Here is a 22,227-nt window from a genome sequence, read left to right as displayed (position 1 = left end):
CTGTAAAACTATATTGTTATGATAAAGTCGTTAATAATCTATGAGCTCTCACCCCCTGTAAAATTATATTATCATGATAAAGTCATTAATAACCCATGAGCTCTGGATCACGCAAATAATGGTTATTCCCTGTGTTTTTCAGTACATTTGAGCTGGCTGTACATAAGAATTGCAATTGTAGAGCATGCTATTGTTAATAGTAAATTTGGTAAAATACCATAGCGAAAAAATTTTCCTACTATATATATTCCAATAGCCCCAAACATCATATTGCAGAATGAGAGGACTGCACTACCAAGCCCTATACCTTTGATCGTTTCTAAAGCAGAGGTTACGTTATTGCTTATTATTAATGCAAGTCCGATATTGGCTGGAATCCAGGCGACTTGAAGAATGAATATATTCAACTTGTCCGCGAAATAAAAATATACCAATAAACTATCGGATATTATCGGTAACACCAAACCTATTATTAGCATTTTGCTAACCCCTACTTTTGGTACATACCTTCTATTAATTAAAGTTCCAATTATGTAAAATATGACTATGATCGATATGAGGTAGCCAAAATACTGTACTTCAATGCCCATCGATTCAAATATGAACGGGTAATTAGCAATGTATGCCCAAAGCCACATGAAAGTTAATCCATGAATGGCTGAAAACCCAAGGAAACGATAATTTCTAAATATTGATATATATTGCTTGAAGATATTAGTAGTTATGTTAGTTATACTGGTTTCATTTTTATTTACAGTGAGTGTTTCTTGTAACTTAAAGTAGATAAAAATAAGTATAGCAATTGCTGCGAGTGACATAATAAAAAACAAAAATTTCCAATGATAACCATGTGAAATTATATAACTGCCCACCACTGGAGCTATTCCAGGTGAGAGTGCCACAACCATATTTAATTTTGAAATTACTCTCGAGTATTCACTACCCGAGTATATATCCCTTATTGCTGCATACCCAACAACACCTGCAACACCAGCCCCTGTTCCTTGTATGAAGCGAATTAGTATCAAGAGCGCAATGCTGTCGGCTATATAACACATGACACTTGCCAAAGTAAAAATTGTCATACCAATCAGCATCATTGGACGCCTACCATAATGGTCCGATAATGGACCATAAATTAAGCCAGATACCGCAAATCCAACTAGATTTAAGCTAATTGTAAGCTGCACTACACTGCCTTCTACTTTAAAATAATTGGCAATGCTTGGTAGTGCAACTGAGTATAGGTCAGTTGCCATATCGACAATTGCTACAGACAATATCATAATAAGAGAGATGATATTTTGCGAAAGAGCTGTTTTCACTTAATGATTTACTGGATTAAATATACTTAATTATAATGTATTTTTTTCATTAGTATATTAATTTAACTACTGAAATTAAGAGTAGCTATTCGAGAAAAAGCCTGTGAAGGCTCTATCCAGTAGGGTGTCATCCCAGTGCCATGACTACTTGGATCTAGTTTCCATTATACAATTTCATCAAAGCAGTTTACTTACTTGCAATTAAGTTTCTGGATCCAAGTAGTCATGGCACTGGGATGACAGGAGAAGGAGGCTACTTAGATGACACCCTCCTAGTGGATTCAAATCACAATGTTCGTACAGTTATGTGCTTTGACACTGAAATCTTAAGCTAAAATCATGAAAAGCACGAATTTCAATATCTTACCTTTGATTATTCACTTTAAGCTTTAAGTCTTCAACAGAAGATGCATTTGCCTCACTTACTACCTTTAGTGGTTCACCAAGGCTATGTTCCACTTTTGTCTCAAATTTAAAGCCCAATTTTTCGCAAAGCTTCTGAAAATATTCAACAATAACATCAAACAAATTCTTACCACTTACTTTGTAGTTTTTTAGCTCTTTAGGAATGGTAAGAAGTACTTTACCATCTTCATATGTTACATTTTTATCTTCACATTTCAGTTTAAACTCCGCTGAACTGCAAAAACCTGGTGTTTCGATATATGTACAATCATCATAGTTAAGCATTTTTGTATATTTCATGCTAAAACTAAGCTTTATACAATTGGGTTCACAACAATCCATAATATACTCTCTTGTCATACAGTTGCTTTGCGTTGACAAATGAAAAGATCCAAGAGCTTGACTCATATCATTAGGAAGAAAATGAGTATATCCGCCCTGATAATAGTTATTTATTAACTCCTCAATAATAGAGTTATTGGGAATTATTGCACCAACGTGTTTAAACATTTCTGTAAAAATTTGTCTGAGAAATGGACGATAATTCCCTTTTCCGTTTTCATCCCGTAGAATTAGATTTTTATGTTTTGAATACAGATTGTTAATAAATTCGTTAGTTATTTTTTGTCCGTTAATAGCAAGGCCGTGTGTTCTATTAAGATCCTTATATGTTCCCTCACCAGAAATTACTTCGTCCCAAGTGTTAGCTTTGAAATCAGCATATTTGAGCTTCTTCACTTCAGCTTTCAACGCATTGACCATTTCCTTTGACATGTTATATCTCTACCATTAATACCTGTATATTAATTCTAGCACTTACTTTATTAAATTTCAATTACTAAATGAATTTATCACTTTCACTTCCGTACTTTCCAGCGAGTCACCGTAAGTCACTGCTTTTAGGTAAAACTTTTTCCCCATTTGCACTTCGAAAGATATTATTGAATCATCAAGTAGAACAAATTTTTCACCTGCAGTCTCTTTAGTGCCTTCTTGCCCTCTAATTAGGTTGCTAAGCTTATATTTATTTTTATCTATAAGTTCAGCACTCTGGAATTTCACTATCTCTTTTCCAACCAGTGCTAAATTGCTTACATTTATAGTACTAACGTTAGTGCTTGTAAAACCCTCTTCTGTCATCCCAGTGCCCAGACACTGGGATCCAGGAGAAATATGGTCAAGCGCTGGAATGACACCATCACTTAAATAATGGTTATATGAAGAACTCAATACACCAAAACGTAACACTACTATAAGCCCCTCGTCGGTAGATTCCATTACATATCCGTAAGTAGACTGCTTATTTGTGCTTGCGATAGGCTTATAATCCTTATCGTTGTACGAAATAAAGAGCGTTGCTCCCTTCCAATTCCTTTCCTCACCAATTAAAGTAAAGCTTGCAATATTACCTTTAATATGCGGTAAATCTATCATTTCTACGATGGTTTTGCTGATATGAGAAGGAGGGTATTCCTTCAGCATAAGAGACCTTGTTGAAGGAAAAGAAAGCTTATATATGGAGCTGTCATAACCAACACCACTTACTTGAATGGACATGCTTTCAAATTTCGTTTTTATAATTCTCACCGTATGTTTTTTCTCACTGTCTAAAATCGTTATTACATCACTTGGCACAAGCCATGCATATTTTATCGGTAGCTTGAAATTGTATATATTTCTCTCTTGCCACGAAGAATAAAGTAAAACCTCAGCGATATTTTGCGCCTCCCCCTCCTCTATAATCAGCGGTATTTCAACTGTTATAGCAGTGCCTTGCTTTGGCAACTCAGCGTATTTAACATCAATTGGATAGCCAAAATTGCGGTTAAAGTAAACGATGTTAACTTTATTGTTTAAATCTAATTGACTGATATTAGCAAGTTTTGAATTGTTACTGAAAACCGTTTCACCAATTGGTATTTCAGTCGTAACTCCCCTGCCCTTTTGGACAAATTTCAGTTTAGAGTCCTGTTCAACCACATCAAAAAAATAGCAACTTTGCAGCATTTTAATAATTGAACGTACCGATTGCTGGTCATTTATCACATACCCAGACAATAACCCTTTGACGTTGCTTGTATCGAACTGATCGCTTTTTAAACCTGTTTTTTGTAACAGATCCGATAAAACATCGGAAATATTAAGCTGTGAAAGCTTTCCCTGAATCCAATGTCCTGTCTGCCAATTATGGCAGTCAGTCCACATATCACACAAATTGGGGAAATAAGGAAATGGCCTTGCATCCCACGCCCAGAGAAACATTTTTTCTACCATTTCCGAGCTTTGCCACTTCTTTAGCGTTCCTTCAATTGCAATTTTTTGCGAAAGAAAGCTCACCTCTCCGTTTGAATATCGTAGATATTTGCTCTCTATGCTGCCTTTATCAACAAACACATTTGGCTCATTAGTGCAGCCGTTCATACTGGGAAATCCATACTCAGTAAACCATATTTTTTTCATTTTTGGTTGCCATTTCGTTTTACTACCACATGGATTTATGTGAGTTTCACTCCACCATTTTGCTATGTTTTTCCACGCATACCTGCTGTCGTTATACTTTACTCTTTCAGGCTCACCCTTTGAGTAATCATAGAAATAATCATACCCCACTCCACTGCTCCAACCGCCCATTACATCTTCCGCAGAATAGCCAAAAGGAGGCTCTGGACCATCAGTCAGTGGAAAATAAGCATCTATGCCAACAACGTCGATGTACTCTGAAGACCACAGTTCATCCATATTATACCAACCATCATATGAATGGTATTCACTCCAATCAGCAGCGTAAGTTACCGTTACTTCTTTTCCAAGCTGAAGTTTTATTCGCTTTGCAAGCTTAACTAGCTCTATAACGGCAGGGTAATTACCTTGTTCATCTCTAATTTTGGTAAGCCGCACAAGTTCAGAACCGATGATAAACCCTTCCACTTTAGTTTGTTTGGCAATGCTTGCATAATGCTCTATAAATTTGTTATATTGATTCTCAAAAAAATCACTTATATCCCCAGGAGTCCCGCTCAATTTTCCTCGCCACTCTTTGTTCTTTGTGTCAAGCAAGGGCATTGGATAGAGCATCACCTTGTAGCCTCTGCTGCGTAACTCTTCTATATATCTTATCAACGCTGCATCACTAACTGTGCCACCATACATTGGGTTTCCACTCGCATCTTTTGAAATTAGCTGAGCATTATCTCTGGTTACACCCCCTACTTGCCAATCATCAGGTAATATTGCGGAATCATCTTGAAATTCAACTGCAGGATATATTTTACAATCTTTAATGTTCAGATCATTCACAAACCAATTGACTACTACCGATACCCTCTCAACATTTGGCAAATCTTCTTTTAATTGATCCAAAGAAAGCATTGCATCGCTCTTTTTAGTGTGGTTGTTGTGATTTACCCTTTGCGCCAGCCCATATGGGATATATTGGTTGCTGCTTATTTTCTCTTGCGCGATTTTCTTCTGTATTTTTGTATCATACACAAATTCTCCTGAGCCTGGTATAATATTGATATTTCGAATATTTTCTGCTATTGAAAATCCACTAGGCTTTAATGCAGTTTGCACTTCAAATGTGAATATCGGGACGCGATTGTTATAGTCTGCTAGAAGAAAATTCTTGATGACTATGTAAGATATTCCCCTATAAGCCGGCATGTTTCCTTCACCTTCAATTGATGACATAAATGGATCAGGATTTTGGTCTTCTGCACCGCGGTAAAAAGTATAATCTATTTCATCAAAGCTAAGTGATGTTGTATCTGCCCAGATTCTGTTTAATTTTTCTACTTTCCCCTTGCAGATCGCAATTGCAAGCGTTGCATAGTAATTATATGTAACGTTCATACCTCTTCCAATTTTACTTTTGGTGGTTATCGCCTCTTCTTTTATTGGCTGTGACCAAATAATGTTCCCTGCAACACGAGCAGTGCCATAGATAATTGGGATCGTTCTGCCGTAGGTTGAGGTTTGAACCTGCAGATTCTTTAGTCTCGCTCCATGCGTTACTTTCTGTTCTGCATCCAAACCAAATATTGCACCATCGAGCTGTGCACCAAGAAGAGCACCTAGTTCTGAGCCGATAATCTGGCCAATTGGCCCAAAAATGCTGCCTGCTTGACCAAAAATTGATGATAAAACTATTGTGGACATAATGATCCTCCTTTTGATAGATTTTTTTGAAATTGTTGAGAAAGATCCAAGTGTCACGCTACTTGGATGACACCTATAACCTTGTCATCCCAGTGCGTGACACTGGGATCAAGGAATTTTGATTGGACAACGAGTTGGTAAGTGTAAAGGTAGCTAATCTTATGTTAAAACACAACGTTTTTAATGGGATTGCGTGAAGACTGGATTCCAGTATCAGCTACTTGCATGACACCATCCTTTTTTCTGGATCCAAGTAGTCAAGGCACTGGGATGACAAAAACGGTACAGTCCGCGGTAGCGCGTAACGCTGGAATCTAGTACCTCATTCTCTTGTCATCCCAGTGCTTCCTCCTTTGTCATCCCAGTGCTTGACACTGGGATCCAGGAATTTTAATTGTAAGCAAGCACACTGAGTTGATAAGTATAAAAATGGCTGAAAAATAAACATTTTTGATGAGGTCACATAGAAAGCTGGATCCCAGTGTCAAGCACTGGGATGACACCCTTCCCTGGTGGACTCAAATCACAATGTTTGTACAGTTGTGCATAGGATGACGCAGATTAAGAATAAAAATCAAGGAAATTCAATAACTTACAATAAATAGTTGAAGTTTTTAATTAAGAAAAGCACATGAGTAAATCGTGTAGCTATAATCATTGTAAGCAACAATGAAAAAGTGCGGAAGTAGAAATTTGGGTTGACAAAATAAGAAAAAATATAGTATATTAATAATATTGATATTAACTTGAACTAATTATGCCAGCAGTAGTAAATACACCAGACAACATACAAAGACCGTCAAAATTAAAAAAAGCAAAAGAAATTCTGCTAGCTCCTGTAAGGTGGCTAATCACAGGTTTATTTATAGTATTACTTATAATGCTCATTATCTCGGCCCTAGTCTTTATTCTAGCCTTCATGGCATTGGATAAACTGTATCATCTTGCAGGAGGCAAAGCACCAGAATGGTTAGAGCAAAGAGCTGAAGCATTTATGGAGGCAGCACGTATTCCACAAACAACGCATGATACTGATGTAAATGATGCAATTAATATTAACGTTCAAAAGCTAAAAGAAAACTACGGTGAGCCTGATATTGATGATAAGTTTATAGAGGAAATAGAAGGATTTATTGATCAGTTAGAGTGCATAGCAAATGGCACACAAAAAGCTGCAGATAAAGATCAACTTACAGAAGATGAGAAAAAACATGCACTTGAGTGCTTGAAGCGTATAAAAAATAACCCTGGTACACATAGTGGAAGCGGGTTAACATTGAAGCAAGTTTTAAATTTAGTTTGGAAGGCTTGCAACGATCAAACTAGAGCAAATAATATAGCTATTAATACCCGCATATCACAGAGAAAATATCAACTGGTTAAACATTTAGTAGAATCGCAAACAGAATACGGAGTGCATGGTGGTCGTGGTTCAGAGGTTGTCCGGAAACAAGTAAATTCAAGCATATTCCCTCTTTAACATAACCCTACTCATAGCTAGGTATATGAAATTCTCAGTGGATGTTGTGAGTAAATCATACTCCTTCGATAGCCTTCTATTCCTATTAACCCAAGCAAAAGTCCTTTCTACAACCCATCTTCTTGGCTGTACTTTAAACCCTTGTTCTCTTGTTGGTAGTAGCTCAGGTGGCGTATCTTTGTGCACCCAAAATCTACATGGAGGCCTTTTAACAATTTCAATATCTATGTCATATTCTTCCTTTATGTGATTCTTTAAATTTCTTCCTTGGTATCCCATGTCAGCCCACATTTTTTTAACTTTAGTATATTTTGTTCTCATATTGTTTAATGCTATTTTAATACCATCTCTATCATTTTCGTTAGCAGCGCCTACGTAACAACCTAGTATAAAACCCTGAGTGTCTGTAATTATATGCCTTTTTCTACCCTTTACTTTTTTACTTCCATCATAGCCTTTGATCCCCCCTTTTCTGTAGTCTTTACAGATTGACTATCTACTATACAGGCACTCGGCTGCTCATTCCTTCCTATTTTTCTTCTACTATATTTCATAATTCATTTTCTCAAAAATTCCCTGCTTCTTCCATTGCCTGAACTGCTCATACACAGTCTTCCATAGCGGAAAATCATTTGGTAAATACCGCCATTGACACCCTGTACGCAATACATAGAAAATTGCTTCTAATATTTCTCTTTTGCTATACTTTGGCGGCCTTCCTCCTTTCTTGTATGATACTCTGAAGTGTTTTTCTATTCTTGCCCATTCCCTTTCGCTTAGATCTGTTGGATACTTTTTTCTCATCTTTACCCCGTACTAAAATTTCAGATATTATAGCCTTTTACTTGTTTCCGGACAACCTCTCAAGTGCATGTTTTACTGGTACCTTCAACAGTATTGTCTCTTCCTTGTACACTTTTGAAGAGTTTTCCTTCTTGCAAAAAGCAGATAAGAATACTATAAAGCAGGAATTTGAAAATGAGCTGCAAAAAAAGGGAGAAGAACTATTTAATCAGCTTTCCAATGATAAAGAAAAAAAAGAAGTTGCAGAAGCCTTAAGTAATCCTTCTACAAATTTCTTTTCAAGCTATGTAGAGTCATTTAAAAACCACTCTGCACGTGCAGTTTTAGGTGATAAAGAATGCGACAAATTAGTTAAAACTCATCTTAGTAATCTTCAGTACAATAGCACAATATCTTGCTTTACCTAAAGTAATCACTTAACTAACGGCAAAGTGATACCATGCTGATTCATATATTTTCCTTTCATATCATCATATGATTTCTCGCATTCACTTTCGCCGCTTAAAAATACGAATTGGCATGCGCCTTCATTAGCGTAAATTTTCGCAGGAAGTGGAGTGGTGTTTGAGAATTCGAGTGTAACATGACCTTCCCATCCAGGTTCTAAGGGAGTAACGTTTACTATAATTCCACATCTTGCGTAAGTTGATTTACCAACACAAATGACCAGTACATTCCTTGGTATACGAAAATATTCCACTGTACTTGCAAGCACAAAGCTATTTGGTGGAATTATGCATACGTCTGTTTCTTTATCTATAAAACTATTCTCAGAAAAATTTTTAGGGTCCACGATAGCTGAATTAACGTTAGTAAAAATTTTAAATTTATTATCCACTCTTGCATCGTAACCATAAGATGATAGTCCGAAAGATATAACACCTTTGCTGCTTTTGTGATTCACAAAAGGTTCTATCATTCCAAAATTTTCAGCTTTTTCTCTTATCCATTTATCTGGCATAACTGCCATAACTGTTCCTTAAAGTTGTGTAATACTTACAATAATATAAAATAAAATTTAAATGTAAACTGTAGCTTTTGTCATGCAAGTAGCTTGTATCAAATCACAATGTTCGTACAGTTATGCGCATGGCGCTGGGATGACAATGGATTATTAACTAACAAATTGTACTTCGTCACATGGTAAACGATGTCATTCCAGTCTGGAATCCAGAAAACTTACCAGGTAATAAGAACTGGATCCCAGTGTCTGGGCACTGGGATGACATCCTCCTAGTGAAAATTGCTCTCAAATCACAATGTTCGTACAGTTATGCGCATGGCGCTGGGATGACAATGGATTATTAACTAACAAATTGTACTTCGTCACATGGTAAACGATGTCATTCCAGTCTGGAATCCAGAAAACTTACCAGGTAATAAGAACTGGATCCCAGTATCTGGGAACTGGGATGACACCCTCCTAGCGGAAATTGCTCTCAAATCACAATGTTCGTACAGTAAGCTGCTTGCAGACACCATTGTTACAATGTTCATGCAATTAAAATAGCGGTAATTGGATTAGCTATAGGTCAATCACAAGAGAAAATCAAAGCTTTTCAGTTTGATTTTTTGTTACAATAATTAGATTTATGTTCTTAACTAAAAATAATGCTTAGAAACTTTCTCCTGATTTTTGTATTCGTATTATTCACGCCGCTGTCAAATGCTGATGCCAGGAAATACATCAGAATTGTTGGATCTTCAACCGTTTTTCCTTTTATCTCGTTTATAGCCGAGGAGTTCAATCGTGTATTCCCTTTTAAGACTCCAGTTGTGGAATCAATAGGAAGTGGATCAGGGTTCAAAATGTTTTGCTCAGGAATAGGGGAAGACACGCCAGACATCACCACTTCATCTCGCCCTATGAAGGAAGTAGAAAGAGAACTATGTAAAAGGAATAAAATTAATGAAGTGATAGAGATCATCATTGGCTATGATGGAGTTGTCATTGCAAATTCAAATCAAAGCCATAGATTTGATTTCACAAAAAAGGACTTATTTGAAACTTTATCTGCATATTCTCAAGAAAATGATAAATTAGTAAAAAATAATAAGAAGTTTTGGTCTAATGTAAATCAAGCCTTACCAAAAACAGAAATTGAAATTTATGGTCCACATCAAAATACAGGCACATACGAAACTTTGGTTAATTCTATTATGCTTGATCAATATTCATGCATGAACTCAAGAATTTTCAAAGAGAATTACAAAGATCAGGAAGAAAGAAAGAAAGCATGTGGTAATATAAGGGATGACGGAAGGTATATAGAAGTTGGAATTAATGAAAACATAATAATACAAAAATTGAAAAGTAACAAGAATGCCTTAGGGATATTTAGTTTTAGCTTTTTAATGAGGAATCAAGATAAAATACAAGGGAGCACAATTGCAGGAATTGAGCCAACTTACGAAAATATATCATCGGGAAAATATATATTAGCAAGACCTCTATACCTTTACATAAAGAAAGAACACCTGGATACTGTTGATGGATTAAGAGAATTCATTAAAGAAATTATAGATTCGATCGGCATTGAAGATGGGTACCTATCTAGGCTTGGTCTGATCCCACTTTCAAGTGAAGATATAAAGAAAGCTTCAGCAAAGGTTTATGATATAACGTGACGGCAACACTTTTTTTATATTCTTTGTTCTAGCGGTGCGCACAACTGTACGAACGTTATGATATAAAAGTAATTTTTACTAAGAGAGGTGTCATTCCAGTCTGGAATCCAGCTTTCCATCCAAGAGCCAGTGCCTCTTTCTTGTCATCCAAGTACCCTCTTCTTGTCATTCCAGTGCTTGACACTGGAATCCAGCCTTTTCATAATCATCAAAACGTTGTATTTTAACATAAAACGGCTACTTTTATGCTTACCAACTTAATAAAATTCCTGGATCCCAGCGCGCCGCGCTGGGATAACAATGGATTACTGATTAACAGCTTTTTGCATTATTGCAATACTCAGAAACAACTGGGTCCGAGCTTTTCGTATTTGGGCTTTCTGATTTCTCACAAACCTTAGCAATACCAGCACCTATTAATATAACTGCTGCTAAAACTGTTAAAGCCAGTGCAACTGCAGGATACGCTAGCACATAGGCTGCAACAGCACCAACTGCGCATAGTCCACCAACACCTAGAGAAATCTTCCCTTTGTGTTCACTCCAGAAGGTTGTTTCGTTCTTTTCTGGGGTTTTGTTGTCTGCAGTCAGTGCAGAGTTTTCGGTGTCTTGACCTAGATCAGTGTCATCCATAAAAGCATTAAATTCATCATTCTCAAACAAATCATGATTGATTTCTTGTGAAAATCGAGTCGCATACGCTTTATCCCATGCTATCTGATCATCAGTCTTGGCATTATCTAGTGTATCTTTACTAAGTTTTTCCTCAAATTCTTGAATCAAATCTTGAAAGCATTGCTCACCTACTCCAGGTATTTTAGCAAGATATTTTTGTGCCCTTACAAGTTTACTCATTACATAGTTATTTCCATTGGGCTCGAACCCAAGGAGCCCTGGAGAAGCAGCATCAAACATTAATTTAAAGCTTTCTTTTATCTTTTCCACATCTTCTTGGTTCAATTCTCTATCATAGTTAATCATCAGAGGACAAACTAAAAGGGCATCTATGCTTCCATCATTCCAATATACCCCTAGCTCTAAAACCCTTGCTGCATTTTCACCACAATTCTCTAATGCTGCTTTAACTTGATCAATATCAAGGTTTTCTATTGCTTCTTCTAAGTTGGAACCAAGATCCATTACCCTCTTGTGCTCTTCCATTTCTTGAATAACTTTTCCAAGAACAGGTCCGTTATTAGAATCGTTGGTCCTTTCTTGCAGGCCTCTAAGCATATTTATTGTGTTAACACTATCACCTCTTGCTAGATCGTATTCTGTATTACACAAAAAATCACGAGTTTTTTGATCAGCTTCCTTCCAAATTTGTTCAATGATCTCTACTTGAGCTTTAATTGTAATGCTACAACACATAACAAAATCTAAAATTGTACCTTTGTCACTAGTCAAAGTCCACTCGTGGCTCAAAACTGCTTGTATATCATTATGTTCATTATTGTCGAGTACGTTCTGGACTTCCTGAAAATTGCCATTCCGGACTGCCTGTCTTAATGAATCTAGAATTTCTTCTTGTGCATTAGTTAATTCAACCATATCTTACCTCTAATAAAAATTTAATTATCACACATATTTACAAGTAAATCAAGTATACTGTTAATAAAGGCCAACAAAATGCTTGACGTTAGAGTAGCTTTTATGGCTTTGTATAGCGAGGAAGTAACTCTATGAAAAATCATCAACGTTTACAAACTTTACGTTCAATTGCATTTATTGTGGGAATATTCCTATTGCTGTTTAGCTTAGCAATGCTTATTCCTGCTATTACTAATAAATGTCTCAGCTACAAATGGAAAAATTTCCTCGCTGGATTCATAATTACCTGCACATCTGGCGCAATTTTTATTTTACTCGGTAAATTAAGTAGATTGCATGGAATGCCAGCAATTTTTGCGATTACTAGTTGCACCTGGATTGCCTTGTCTCTGTTTGCAGCTATTCCTTTCTATTTTGATAATCTGAGCTATGTTGATGCATTGTTTGAAACGATATCTGGCATCACAACCACAGGGGCAACTATATTTAATGATATTGAAAAACAATCTCCAGGAATATTGCTGTGGAGAGCAATGCTACACAACATGGGGGGTTTTGGTGTAATAACTATAGGAATTGCAGTGTTTCCTATGCTCAAGATTCTCAGCCTAAATAATTTACTTTATTCTGAATATTCAGATGCTACCAAAAGGAAGTTGCCGAACACGCGAAGCGTAGTGATTCATGTTACAGCAATATATTATGGCCTAATTTTGTTATGTATATCTTCCTATTATCTAGCTGGTATGCCACTGTTTGATGCAATATGTCACGGAATGTCCGCCGTATCAACTGGTGGATTTGCTAACTATAATGATTCTATAGGGCACTATAATAACCCTATGTTAGAAGTCATAACGATCATTTTTATGATTTTGGGTTCTCTGCCTTTTCTTAGCTATTTAAAAATTATAAGACGGTTAGACATTTGCTATGATGAACAGGTCTCTTACTTTGTTAAGATAGCTACTATCTCATCTTTATTTGCTTGTTTTTGGTTGTATAAAAATGTTGATTTAGGAGTGTCATTATCATTTAGATGCAGCACATTTACCATCACTTCCTTGATTACGTCAACTGGTTATGCAATCTGTAGTCATATAGATTGGAGTTTCATTTCAGTCTTAGCTTTTTTTCTAACCTTTGTTGGTGGATGTAGCGGTTCTTCAAGTGGTGGTGTCAAAATCTTTCGTTTGATCATTTTTCTAAGATCTATAGAAAATCACTTTCGCCTTTTATTGAACCCAGGCGCAGGCAATAGGGTAAAATTCAATGGAAAAACCCTGGAGAATGATGAAGTTCACTCTGTCTTTATATTTTTTGCAATTTTCATGTTAACGTTTACCATTTCATCAATAGTGATGTCTTACTTAAGCAATGCAGACTTTATAACTAGCATCAGCTCAGTCTCTGCAACGCTTACAAACTCTGGCCCGGGATTTAGTAATTTAATAGGTCCTTCGGGTAATTATTCCTCTTTCAGTAATGAAGTAAAATTATTTCTATCGTTTTTAATGCTGCTTGGCAGACTTGAAATATTGCCAATCTATTTTTGTATAGGCAATTTATTCTTATTTAATAGAAAGAAATAGTTGGTGAAGTTGTGAAATTTGATATTATAGCTAAACTGACTTACGACAATTTGAAAAACCGTCATTCCGCTACTCGTTAGCGGAATCTATACCGCGAATAAATCTACAACTGTACGAACATTGCAATATGGCACATAGTAAACGATGTCATTCCAGTGCTTGACACTGGAATCCAGCTTCTATGCAACCTCATCAAAAACATTCATTTAGTGTAAGATCAGCTACTTTCCATACTAGTTTACAAGCAAACTTTTCTGGATCCCAGTGTCAAGCACTGGGATGACATCATAGGGGCTTGTATCTTGTCAAAAGCATCTAATGTTTTAAGCTTATGCATTAGATGGAGAAGGGAAGAACTTTGTAAATTGCCCTAGATACAAAATCTGTGTTTTAGAAAAGAGCTCCCTTCTCAAAAGTAGAGGCTGGACGGTATCGTAGAAAGACCTAAATGGTTCTAATTCTGTATTCACAAGGTTAGCCTTACTTTTCATTTTAAATGGTAACGTATGAGGTTATATATGATCAACAACTTTTTAGGTATAGACATATCAAAAGATCGCTTTGATATTTTTCTCTCATTTATAAGTAAAAAAGGAAAACGTGAAACTAGGAAAAGGAGCTTTAAGAACGATGATCATGGGTTTCAAGGTCTGCTGAGCTTTCTACAAAAACATAATATAGAACAAGTAAAAGCCTGCATGGAAGCTACTGGTTGTTATAGTGAAGCTCTGGCTGAATTTCTACACAATGCTGGACATTTTGTTAGTGTTGTAAATCCTTATTGTATTAAGTCTTATGCAAGGAGTAAGCTTGTACGACAAAAGAATGACCAGATTGATGCAGAGATTATTGCAGATTATTGCCAAAGACAGGAACCAACTCGCTGGACACCACCTTCTTCTGAAAAGAAAAAATTAAAGCATCTTTATCGTTGCTCAGCTGCATTAAAAGATGGATTAACATTCGTAAATAATCATTTAGAAAAGAAGGAGAGACTGCCTGAAGAAGTTGCAAATGCTTGGGAAAACCTTGCAGTGAACATAGAACAATCAATAGAAACAATAAAAAACTCCATACGTGAACTATTAAAACAGCACAAAGAGTTGTTGGAAAACTTTCAACTCTTATTGACTATTCCAGGAATAGGAGAGGAATCAGCAATAGCTATTTTAGCTGAAATTCCTGACATAAAAGCTTTTATAAATGCCAGACAATTGGCAGCATATGCTGGAACTATACCACGAAATATAACATCAGGATCATCTGTATATGCCAAGCCCAGATTAAGTAAATCAGGTTCACGAACATTGCGTAAGGCAATATATTTTCCCGCTATAGTAGCTAAAAATCACAACCCTATTATTGTGATTTATTGCGAGAGGTTAAAAGAGAAAGGCAAGCATAATATGGCAATTGTGGGAGCTGCAATGCGTAAGTTACTTCATGTAGTTTTTGGTGTTTTAAGTTCAAAAAAGGCCTTTGATCCAGATCATATCAAGAACTATAGAACTAGGAGGTTGACTGAAGTTTAAAATCAAAAATTGAATGTAGTTGGTTAGTGAATATGTGTACCACTATAACTCTTTAAACTTAAACTAAATTCAACTTTTTTCGGCAGCCCACCAGGAAAAAAAGATATCTGTCTTTCCTCTAATTGTGTAATCACAAACTGTCCTAAAAAATTACCTAAACTATCTACTAAAGTGTGTGGGATCTGATCTTTTTCAGCTTCTTTCATATTCTTTAGTTGATTTAGCCCCTTAAGACTATTAAGGTAAATGGTTATTTCTAGCTCTATATTTTCTACTCCTTGTCCTATGTTTTGAAGTGACGGCATTACATCAATACATTCAATTACGCTCCAGCGATTCTTTTTGTTATACTTTAAACTTGTTGGAACAAACTTATATGGACCAAAAGATAACATTTTTATATTTTTCTCGTTGACTTACAAGACGGTATCTACTCGGATGACATCATAGGGGCTACTTGGATGACACCATCTGCCACCTGCAAATTGCAATGTTTGTACAGTTGTGGGCGGTATAGCTATAGATAGTATTAGCTATTTAATAAAAAGATCGTAGCTAAACCAAGAAATATAAAAGCTGAGAGAATATCAGTTGTTGCCGATGTTAGGATTGAAGAAGAAACGGCAGGGTCAGAGTTTAAACGGTGAAGCATTATAGGAATGAAAGTTCCGATGAACGTTGCAATAATTGACATCATAATCATGGAGACCACAAAAATCATCTCCACTTTGAAGCTGTGAAACCTTATTGCTAACACTACTAATGAAATAGTAGATAAGATCACCCCGTTTATAAGACCTATTAAAAATTCTTTCATCAGTATTCTTTTTGCATTTTGCTCAGTTAGATATTTTGTTGCGATTGCCCGGATGGTTAGCGTTACTGTTTGGGATCCTGCATTTCCGCTCATTGATGCAATTATCGGCATGATTATTGGCAGTACTATAAAACTTTTTATTACATCATCGAAAAAGCCAACTACTATGGAACACATTGTTGCAGCTAAGAGGTTAAACAGTAACCAAGGTAGCCTTTTAATTATAGTTTTATGTATAGGGGCATTTATATCGGCTTTAGAAGATACACCGCTTATTTTGAGTACATCCTCTTCTGTTTCTTGTTGAACAACTTTTATCACATCTTCAATTAAGATCACACCAATAATTTTACCATTCTTATTTACTACCGGAGCCGATAATAGAGAGTAATCTTTAAATATTCTTGCTACTTCCTCTTGGTCTATTCCAGTTTTAATGATTTTTATGTCATGATCCATTATCTCTTTTATTATTGTGTCTCCTGAGTGAGATATTACCTTATTTAAATTAACACTGCCTATAGGCTCTAATTTTGAGTTGATAATGAATATCTGGTGAAATTTTTCTGGTATTTTTTTATAGTTGCACACAAATTCTGTCAGTTGATTTATTGTCCAATAATATGGAGCTATAACCATATCTTTATGTATTAACCTTCCTGCACTTTCTTCTGGATATGATAGCAACTCCTCTACCGATTTCTGAGTTTTGCTGGGCAAATAGTAAAGTATATTTTCTACAGACTTTCTATCTAAATCTTTCACTATGGTTACTATATCTTCTACATCAAGGAGCATTAGTAACTTTGCTGTATTTTCTATTCCCAATGTTTCTATGATCTCTATTTGTAAATCTGGCACTACATGCACTAGGGCATCACTTAACAAATGTTGATCGAGGATATTAACTAATTTCTCCCTGTGATCACTGATTGAAGTAGATAAAAAATAAGCTAACTGAACGCTATCTATCGTTTTTACAATACTACGAACATTCTCTAGCTCCTCGTTATCAAGTGACTCTATTAAGTCATCAATAGCCTTTTTGTCTAAACCATAATGGGAACTTATTTCAATATTCATTACTTTACCTTGTTTTTTAATAAATATACGCGCTTGATTTCTTTAAACATTAAAGTATAATGAAATTATTTAAATTAACTATCATATGGTTAAATTTCTATTTTGTTTACTGTTATTGTTATTGATAGTAAATATATTAAAATCTAAAGTATAATGAAAACTTATCCAGAAATTCTTGAACACTTTCAAAGCTTAAATAAAAGTATTTCTCTTATCAGGAGGTGTCTTTGACATAGAAAAATTAAAGTTGCGTCTTGAAGAGCTTGACTCCCAAGCGTCGAATGATGACCTATGGCAAGATAACCAAAAAGCACAAGAAGTTTTAAAAGAACGTTCTAAAATTAAGAATGACGTAGAGTCGTTTTTAAAACTGGAAAGCGATTACAACGATGCCATCAGCTTAATGAAGTCTGCTATTGATGAAAATGATGAAGAATTTTTCTCTGAAGTTGAAAATGAATTAGCTAAGCTAGAGAAATTAATCAAGTGTAAAGAAACAGAGTCCTTATTTACTGGTGAAGCAGATAATAATAACTGCTTTTTAGAAATCCACTCAGGAGCTGGCGGAACCGAGAGCAATGATTGGGCTGAAATGCTGATGCGCATGTATATAAGGTGGGCAGAAATTTATCACAACTTTAAAGTTGAAGTTGTAGAAAAATTAGAAGGAGAGTCAGTTGGTATAAAGTCTGCAATGATAAAAATCGTTGGAGAAAAAGCTTATGGGTGGGCAAAAAGTGAAAGTGGAATTCACAGGCTGGTTAGAATATCGCCATTTGATGCAAATGGTAAACGTCATACCAGTTTTGCAAGTGTAGGAGTAACTCCAGTGATCGAAGATTCAATTGATATTGCTGTGGATGAAAAGGATCTAAAGATCGACACCTACCGTGCTTCCGGAGCAGGCGGTCAGCATGTGAACAAGACTGAAAGTGCGGTACGCATTACGCATATTCCAACTGGTGTTGTAGTTCAATGCCAAAATGGTCGTTCTCAACACAGAAATAAAGATGAGGCGTTAAAATTACTTAAAGGACGTTTATACCAAATTGAACTGGAAAAAAAAGAACAGAAAATGGCTGAAGAATATGGTAAAAAATGCGATATAGGCTGGGGCAATCAGATCAGATCGTACGTTATGCATCCATATCAAATGGTGAAGGATTTAAGAACCGGACATGAAGTGGGCAATATAAATTCTGTTTTTGATGGTAATATAGATTGTTTCATAGTTAGTGTGCTTACTAAGAGGTTGTCCACAAACCAGTAAATCAAGCATATTCCCTACTTAACATAACTTTACTCATAGCCAGATATATGAAACTTTCAGTAGATGTTGTAAGTAAATCGTACTCCTTTGATAGCCTTCTATTTCTATTGATCCAAGCAAAAGTCCTCTCTACCACCCACCTTCTCGGCTGTACTGAAAATCCAGGATCCCGTTGTGGCAATAGTTCTAGTGGTGTATCTTTATGCACCCAAAACCTACATGGAGGCCTTTTGACAATTTCAATATCTATCCCATATTCTCTCTTTACGTAATCCTTTAAATCTTTTCCTTGGTATCCCATATCAGCCCACATTTTCTTAATATTGCTGTATTTTTCCTTCATATTGTCCAATGCCATCTTCACCCCATCTCTGTCATTTTCGCTTGCAGCTCCTACATAGCAACCAAGCACAAATCCTTGAGTATCTGTGATTATATGTCTTTTTCTCCCCTTTACCTTTTTCGCACCATCATAACCTTTGACCCCCCTTTTTCCGTGGTTTTTACCGATTGACTGTCCACTATGCATGCGCTCGGCTCCTCATTTCTTCCCATTTTTGACCTACTATATTTAGTGATATCATAGTTCATTTTCTCAAAAATTCCCTGCTTTTTCCATCTTCTAAACTGTTCATGCACAGCCTTCCACGGCGGAAAATCGTGTGGTAAATAGCGCCATTGACATCCTGTGCGCAGTATATAAAGAATTGCATTTACTATCTCACACTTACTGTATTTTGGTGGCCTTCCTCCTTTCTTGTATGATACTCTGAAGTGTTTTTCTATTCTTGCCCATTCCCTTTTACTTAAATCTGTTGGATATTTTTTCCTCATCTCTTACCTCAATATTCTTTCTTTATATACTACGTATTCCTTGGTTTGTGGACAACCTCTTAGAGGTTGTCCGGAAACAAGTAAAAGGCTATAATATCTGAAATTTTAGTACGGGGTAAAGATGAGAAAAAAGTATCCAACAGATTTAAGTAAAAGGGAATGGGCAAGAATAGAAAAACACTTCAGAGTATCATACAAGAAAGGAGGAAGGCCGCCAAAGTATAGCAAAAGAGAAATATTAGAAGCAATTTTCTATGTATTGCGTACAGGGTGTCAATGGCGGTATTTACCAAATGATTTTCCGCTATGGAAGACTGTGTATGAGCAGTTCAGGCAATGGAAGAAGCAGGGAATTTTTGAGAAAATGAATTATGAAATATAGTAGAAGAAAAATAGGAAGGAATGAGCAGCCGAGTGCCTGTATAGTAGATAGTCAATCTGTAAAGACTACAGAAAAGGGGGGATCAAAGGCTATGATGGAAGTAAAAAAGTAAAGGGTAGAAAAAGGCATATAATTACAGACACTCAGGGTTTTATACTAGGTTGTTACGTAGGCGCTGCTAACGAAAATGATAGAGATGGTATTAAAATAGCATTAAACAATATGAGAACAAAATATACTAAAGTTAAAAAAATGTGGGCTGACATGGGATACCAAGGAAGAAATTTAAAGAATCACATAAAGGAAGAATATGACATAGATATTGAAATTGTTAAAAGGCCTCCATGTAGATTTTGGGTGCATAAAGATACGCCACCTGAGCTACTACCAACAAGAGAACAAGGGTTTAAAGTACAGCCAAGAAGATGGGTTGTAGAAAGGACTTTTGCTTGGGTTAATAGGAATAGAAGGCTATCGAAGGAGTATGATTTACTCACAACATCCACTGAGAATTTCATATACCTAGCTATGAGTAGGGTTATGTTAAAGAGGGAATATGCTTGAATTTACTTGTTTCCGGACAACCTCTTATATCTTTTCCTATTTCTTCATTTTTAACATATTCGTGTAGAGCTAAAGAAGTTATAGCTGCACATGCTGCAATCAAGCCAGTTTGTGCTATAATGAATAGTGATAATCCTCCTACAAGTATAGATGTTAATCCAATAGCTAGGTTTATAATTTTACTTTGTGTTGTTTGTTGCGTCGCTTGGCTTTGATCTGCCTGTTTATCCTCTAAAGCATTCGATGTTGTTTTTGAGGCAATTTTTACCGCGATTGTTGCAATTGCGGTCATAGCTAATCCTATGGCTATTTTTGCTAAGAGAAAAAATGATGGCAATATCATTGCAAAGAATAGTAAGCCAGCTCCTACAATTAGTAACTTATTTTTAGGTTGGATTTCATTTGACATAATAAACCTCTATTTCATAACTGCCGGAGTATACCTAATATAAAATATGGAGATAGTCAACATATTTTATGAAAGGGCGCGTTAAAAATTTTTTTCATATTGTTCTTCGCCGCCTCGTGGTTAAATTTGGAATTTTAGAAAGAGTTACGTATTATTTGAAATTCTTGTATACTGTTTTGAATCAATTAAATAGATAATGAAGTGCAGGACGCAGTTTTAATTTTACAAGATGGCAAGTGCTTTTGGGGAAAATCAGTAGGTAAAAAAGGCAAATGCATAGGTGAGGTCTGTTTTACCACTGGTATGACCGGTTATCAGCATACTATAACTGATCCTTCTTTTGCCGATCAAATTATAACGTTCACTTTTCCTCATATTGGTAACGTTGGAATAAACCATAAGGATAATGAAGGAGAGAAAATTTTTGCAAGTGGTGTGGTTATGCGTGAACTTTCTTCTATGTCCCACCCTTCTTCATATATCAGTTTAAATGATTGGTTAGAGAAAAATAACGTGATTGGGATATCAGGAGTTGATACTAGAGCTTTAACGAGACATTTGAGAGAACATGGGTCTCAAAATGGAATGATATGCCCGTTAAGCGAGACGCATGCGTTGGACAAATTGAAGGAATACAAATCTGTAAATGGGATAGAAATAACCAATAAAGTTAGCTTGCATAGTAATTTTAAAAGTGACCTTAATGCAAAATATAGGGTTGTAATCGTTGATTTTGGCGTAAAAATCAGTATAGTTTCACGCTTAATAGAACTTGGTTGTACAGTTGAATTAATCAGACCAAGCACAGGTTTTGCTCAAAAAGTGTTGAGTATGAATCCAGATGGTATAGTGCTTTCAAATGGTCCTGGTGATCCGCAAGAAATAGGAAAAAGTGTAGTTTCAGAAATAGACATTATTATAAAATCTAAAATACCAATTTTTGGCATATGCATGGGCCATCAATTACTTGCGATTACTTTGGGGGCAAAGACCATCAAGATGGATATAGGTCACCGAGGGAGTAACCATCCAGTTTATGATGTAATTAGTGGAAAAGTTGAGATCACTAGCCAAAATCATGGTTTTGTTGTTGATTCAGCTTCTCTTCCAAGGAATGTTGAAATTACTCACATTTCTCTATTTGATAATAGTGTAGAGGGAATAATGATGGAGGATTACCCAGTCTTTTCTGTGCAATACCATCCAGAAGAAGCGCCAGGTACGCATGATTCGCATTATCTATTTAAGCATTTTATTGATAATATTGCGTTATATAAAATGAAATCTGCATGATTTTAATCAAGGTAGGTTTTATTGCTTGATTTTTTAATTTTAGGTGTTTAGTATTTAAATACAATAAAAGCTTGAGTTAAGGTACTAAAATAGCGTTCTC

At 35.8% G+C, this 22,227-nt stretch carries 20 protein-coding genes and 2 pseudogenes; 9 read left to right on the top strand and 13 right to left on the bottom strand.

The window, feature by feature from the left end:
- Window positions 1-122: 122 nt before the first annotated feature.
- From AAGD70_RS04535 to AAGD70_RS04520, 4 genes are all read right to left on the bottom strand, one after another.
- Window positions 123-1,286, bottom strand: coding sequence for a multidrug effflux MFS transporter (locus AAGD70_RS04535; RefSeq protein WP_065095039.1), 1,164 nt, complete (start codon window positions 1,284-1,286; stop codon window positions 123-125).
- Between the two features lie 402 nt (window positions 1,287-1,688).
- The gene (locus AAGD70_RS04530) at window positions 1,689-2,504 is read right to left on the bottom strand and encodes a hypothetical protein (RefSeq protein ID WP_065095037.1); all 816 of its coding nucleotides are present in this window, start codon (window positions 2,502-2,504) and stop codon (window positions 1,689-1,691) included.
- Window positions 2,505-2,561: 57 nt separating this feature from the next.
- Entirely contained in the window at window positions 2,562-5,888 is a 3,327-nt protein-coding gene (locus tag AAGD70_RS04525; RefSeq protein ID WP_065095408.1) for a glycoside hydrolase TIM-barrel-like domain-containing protein, read from the bottom strand.
- Between the two features lie 356 nt (window positions 5,889-6,244).
- Window positions 6,245-6,391 carry a hypothetical protein gene (locus tag AAGD70_RS04520; protein ID WP_156518044.1) on the bottom strand — a complete coding sequence of 49 codons (147 nt, stop codon included), beginning with the start codon at window positions 6,389-6,391 and terminating at the stop codon, window positions 6,245-6,247.
- Window positions 6,392-6,645: 254 nt separating this feature from the next.
- On the opposite strand from AAGD70_RS04520, the gene AAGD70_RS04515 reads away from it, so the two are divergent.
- Window positions 6,646-7,368 carry a hypothetical protein gene (locus AAGD70_RS04515; RefSeq protein ID WP_245611064.1) on the top strand — a complete coding sequence of 241 codons (723 nt, stop codon included), beginning with the start codon at window positions 6,646-6,648 and terminating at the stop codon, window positions 7,366-7,368.
- Here AAGD70_RS04515 and AAGD70_RS04510 read toward each other — a convergent pair.
- Window positions 7,348-8,172: pseudogene (locus AAGD70_RS04510) on the bottom strand (IS5-like element ISWpi1 family transposase). The gene AAGD70_RS04515 and the pseudogene AAGD70_RS04510 sit on opposite strands and share 21 nt — an antisense overlap.
- Before the next feature lie 104 nt (window positions 8,173-8,276).
- Between AAGD70_RS04510 and AAGD70_RS04505 the strand changes: the two are divergent.
- Complete coding sequence (locus AAGD70_RS04505) at window positions 8,277-8,579, top strand: hypothetical protein (RefSeq protein ID WP_341814064.1); 303 nt, start codon at window positions 8,277-8,279, stop codon at window positions 8,577-8,579.
- 5 nt (window positions 8,580-8,584) lie between these two features.
- On the opposite strand, the gene dcd is transcribed toward AAGD70_RS04505, so the two are convergent.
- On the bottom strand, window positions 8,585-9,142 hold the full coding sequence (gene dcd, locus AAGD70_RS04500) for a dCTP deaminase (RefSeq protein ID WP_006280485.1): 558 nt from the start codon (window positions 9,140-9,142) through the stop codon (window positions 8,585-8,587).
- A 170-nt stretch (window positions 9,143-9,312) separates the two neighbouring features.
- Here dcd and AAGD70_RS04495 point away from each other — a divergent pair, with 170 nt between their 5' ends.
- Window positions 9,313-9,480 (top strand): hypothetical protein, encoded by a 168-nt coding sequence (locus AAGD70_RS04495; RefSeq protein ID WP_156518055.1) that lies wholly within the window; start codon window positions 9,313-9,315, stop codon window positions 9,478-9,480.
- 18 nt (window positions 9,481-9,498) lie between these two features.
- On the opposite strand, the gene AAGD70_RS04490 is transcribed toward AAGD70_RS04495, so the two are convergent.
- Window positions 9,499-9,669: a hypothetical protein gene (locus tag AAGD70_RS04490; protein ID WP_156518056.1), complete on the bottom strand. Its 171-nt coding sequence runs from the start codon at window positions 9,667-9,669 to the stop codon at window positions 9,499-9,501.
- A 114-nt stretch (window positions 9,670-9,783) separates the two neighbouring features.
- On the opposite strand from AAGD70_RS04490, the gene AAGD70_RS04485 reads away from it, so the two are divergent.
- Entirely contained in the window at window positions 9,784-10,800 is a 1,017-nt protein-coding gene (locus tag AAGD70_RS04485; protein ID WP_065095420.1) for a substrate-binding domain-containing protein, read from the top strand.
- Window positions 10,801-10,855: 55 nt separating this feature from the next.
- Here the strand turns inward: AAGD70_RS04485 and AAGD70_RS04480 are convergent, their stop codons facing one another.
- Window positions 10,856-10,984, bottom strand: coding sequence for a hypothetical protein (locus AAGD70_RS04480; protein ID WP_255356249.1), 129 nt, complete (start codon window positions 10,982-10,984; stop codon window positions 10,856-10,858).
- A 128-nt stretch (window positions 10,985-11,112) separates the two neighbouring features.
- The gene (locus AAGD70_RS04475; RefSeq protein ID WP_065095421.1) at window positions 11,113-12,351 is read right to left on the bottom strand and encodes a hypothetical protein; all 1,239 of its coding nucleotides are present in this window, start codon (window positions 12,349-12,351) and stop codon (window positions 11,113-11,115) included.
- Between the two features lie 131 nt (window positions 12,352-12,482).
- On the opposite strand from AAGD70_RS04475, the gene AAGD70_RS04470 reads away from it, so the two are divergent.
- Window positions 12,483-13,943 carry a TrkH family potassium uptake protein gene (locus AAGD70_RS04470; protein WP_065095162.1) on the top strand — a complete coding sequence of 487 codons (1,461 nt, stop codon included), beginning with the start codon at window positions 12,483-12,485 and terminating at the stop codon, window positions 13,941-13,943.
- A gap of 518 nt (window positions 13,944-14,461) precedes the next feature.
- On the top strand, window positions 14,462-15,475 hold the full coding sequence (locus tag AAGD70_RS04465) for an IS110 family transposase (RefSeq protein WP_065095215.1): 1,014 nt from the start codon (window positions 14,462-14,464) through the stop codon (window positions 15,473-15,475).
- Between the two features lie 23 nt (window positions 15,476-15,498).
- Here the strand turns inward: AAGD70_RS04465 and AAGD70_RS04460 are convergent, their stop codons facing one another.
- Window positions 15,499-15,870 (bottom strand): phage tail protein, encoded by a 372-nt coding sequence (locus tag AAGD70_RS04460; protein WP_065095214.1) that lies wholly within the window; start codon window positions 15,868-15,870, stop codon window positions 15,499-15,501.
- Between the two features lie 134 nt (window positions 15,871-16,004).
- A complete protein-coding gene (gene mgtE / locus AAGD70_RS04455; protein ID WP_065095184.1) occupies window positions 16,005-17,375 on the bottom strand; it encodes a magnesium transporter in 1,371 nt (456 codons plus the stop codon).
- 153 nt (window positions 17,376-17,528) lie between these two features.
- Here mgtE and prfB point away from each other — a divergent pair.
- A protein-coding gene (prfB, locus tag AAGD70_RS04450) for a peptide chain release factor 2 (RefSeq protein WP_410541897.1) occupies window positions 17,529-18,645 on the top strand; the annotation gives its coding sequence in 2 pieces (ribosomal slippage) (window positions 17,529-17,594 and window positions 17,596-18,645; 1,116 coding nt in all).
- Between the two features lies 1 nt (window position 18,646).
- Here prfB and AAGD70_RS04445 read toward each other — a convergent pair.
- A protein-coding gene (locus AAGD70_RS04445) for an IS5 family transposase (RefSeq protein ID WP_264718686.1) occupies window positions 18,647-19,479 on the bottom strand; the annotation gives its coding sequence in 2 pieces (ribosomal slippage) (window positions 18,647-19,113 and window positions 19,113-19,479; 834 coding nt in all).
- A gap of 121 nt (window positions 19,480-19,600) precedes the next feature.
- Between AAGD70_RS04445 and AAGD70_RS04440 the strand changes: the two are divergent.
- Window positions 19,601-20,425, top strand: a pseudogene (locus AAGD70_RS04440) (IS5-like element ISWpi1 family transposase).
- Here the strand turns inward: AAGD70_RS04440 and AAGD70_RS04435 are convergent.
- Window positions 20,400-20,834 (bottom strand): hypothetical protein, encoded by a 435-nt coding sequence (locus AAGD70_RS04435; protein ID WP_065095199.1) that lies wholly within the window; start codon window positions 20,832-20,834, stop codon window positions 20,400-20,402. The pseudogene AAGD70_RS04440 and the gene AAGD70_RS04435 overlap by 26 nt on opposite strands.
- A gap of 201 nt (window positions 20,835-21,035) precedes the next feature.
- Between AAGD70_RS04435 and carA the strand changes: the two genes are divergently transcribed.
- The gene (carA, locus tag AAGD70_RS04430) at window positions 21,036-22,127 is read left to right on the top strand and encodes a glutamine-hydrolyzing carbamoyl-phosphate synthase small subunit (RefSeq protein ID WP_065095447.1); all 1,092 of its coding nucleotides are present in this window, start codon (window positions 21,036-21,038) and stop codon (window positions 22,125-22,127) included.
- Window positions 22,128-22,227: the final 100 nt, after the last annotated feature.

The sequence above is a fragment of the Wolbachia endosymbiont (group A) of Nomada flava genome (genome assembly GCF_964027055.1).
Lineage (GTDB): Bacteria > Pseudomonadota > Alphaproteobacteria > Rickettsiales > Anaplasmataceae > Wolbachia > Wolbachia pipientis.
This window is presented reverse-complemented; position numbering and strand designations above follow the sequence as displayed.

Coding starts and splice junctions, on each gene's coding strand:
- AAGD70_RS04535 (WP_065095039.1), bottom strand. CDS start 1,286: ATGATATTGTCTGTAGCAATTGTCGATATGGCAACTGACCTATACTCA.
- AAGD70_RS04530 (WP_065095037.1), bottom strand. CDS start 2,504: ATGTCAAAGGAAATGGTCAATGCGTTGAAAGCTGAAGTGAAGAAGCTC.
- AAGD70_RS04525 (WP_065095408.1), bottom strand. CDS start 5,888: ATGTCCACAATAGTTTTATCATCAATTTTTGGTCAAGCAGGCAGCATT.
- AAGD70_RS04515 (WP_245611064.1), top strand. CDS start 6,646: ATGCCAGCAGTAGTAAATACACCAGACAACATACAAAGACCGTCAAAA.
- dcd (WP_006280485.1), bottom strand. CDS start 9,142: ATGGCAGTTATGCCAGATAAATGGATAAGAGAAAAAGCTGAAAATTTT.
- AAGD70_RS04495 (WP_156518055.1), top strand. CDS start 9,313: ATGGTAAACGATGTCATTCCAGTCTGGAATCCAGAAAACTTACCAGGT.
- AAGD70_RS04490 (WP_156518056.1), bottom strand. CDS start 9,669: ATGAACATTGTAACAATGGTGTCTGCAAGCAGCTTACTGTACGAACAT.
- AAGD70_RS04485 (WP_065095420.1), top strand. CDS start 9,784: ATGCTTAGAAACTTTCTCCTGATTTTTGTATTCGTATTATTCACGCCG.
- AAGD70_RS04475 (WP_065095421.1), bottom strand. CDS start 12,351: ATGGTTGAATTAACTAATGCACAAGAAGAAATTCTAGATTCATTAAGA.
- AAGD70_RS04470 (WP_065095162.1), top strand. CDS start 12,483: ATGAAAAATCATCAACGTTTACAAACTTTACGTTCAATTGCATTTATT.
- AAGD70_RS04465 (WP_065095215.1), top strand. CDS start 14,462: ATGATCAACAACTTTTTAGGTATAGACATATCAAAAGATCGCTTTGAT.
- AAGD70_RS04460 (WP_065095214.1), bottom strand. CDS start 15,870: ATGTTATCTTTTGGTCCATATAAGTTTGTTCCAACAAGTTTAAAGTAT.
- mgtE (WP_065095184.1), bottom strand. CDS start 17,375: ATGAATATTGAAATAAGTTCCCATTATGGTTTAGACAAAAAGGCTATT.
- AAGD70_RS04435 (WP_065095199.1), bottom strand. CDS start 20,834: ATGTCAAATGAAATCCAACCTAAAAATAAGTTACTAATTGTAGGAGCT.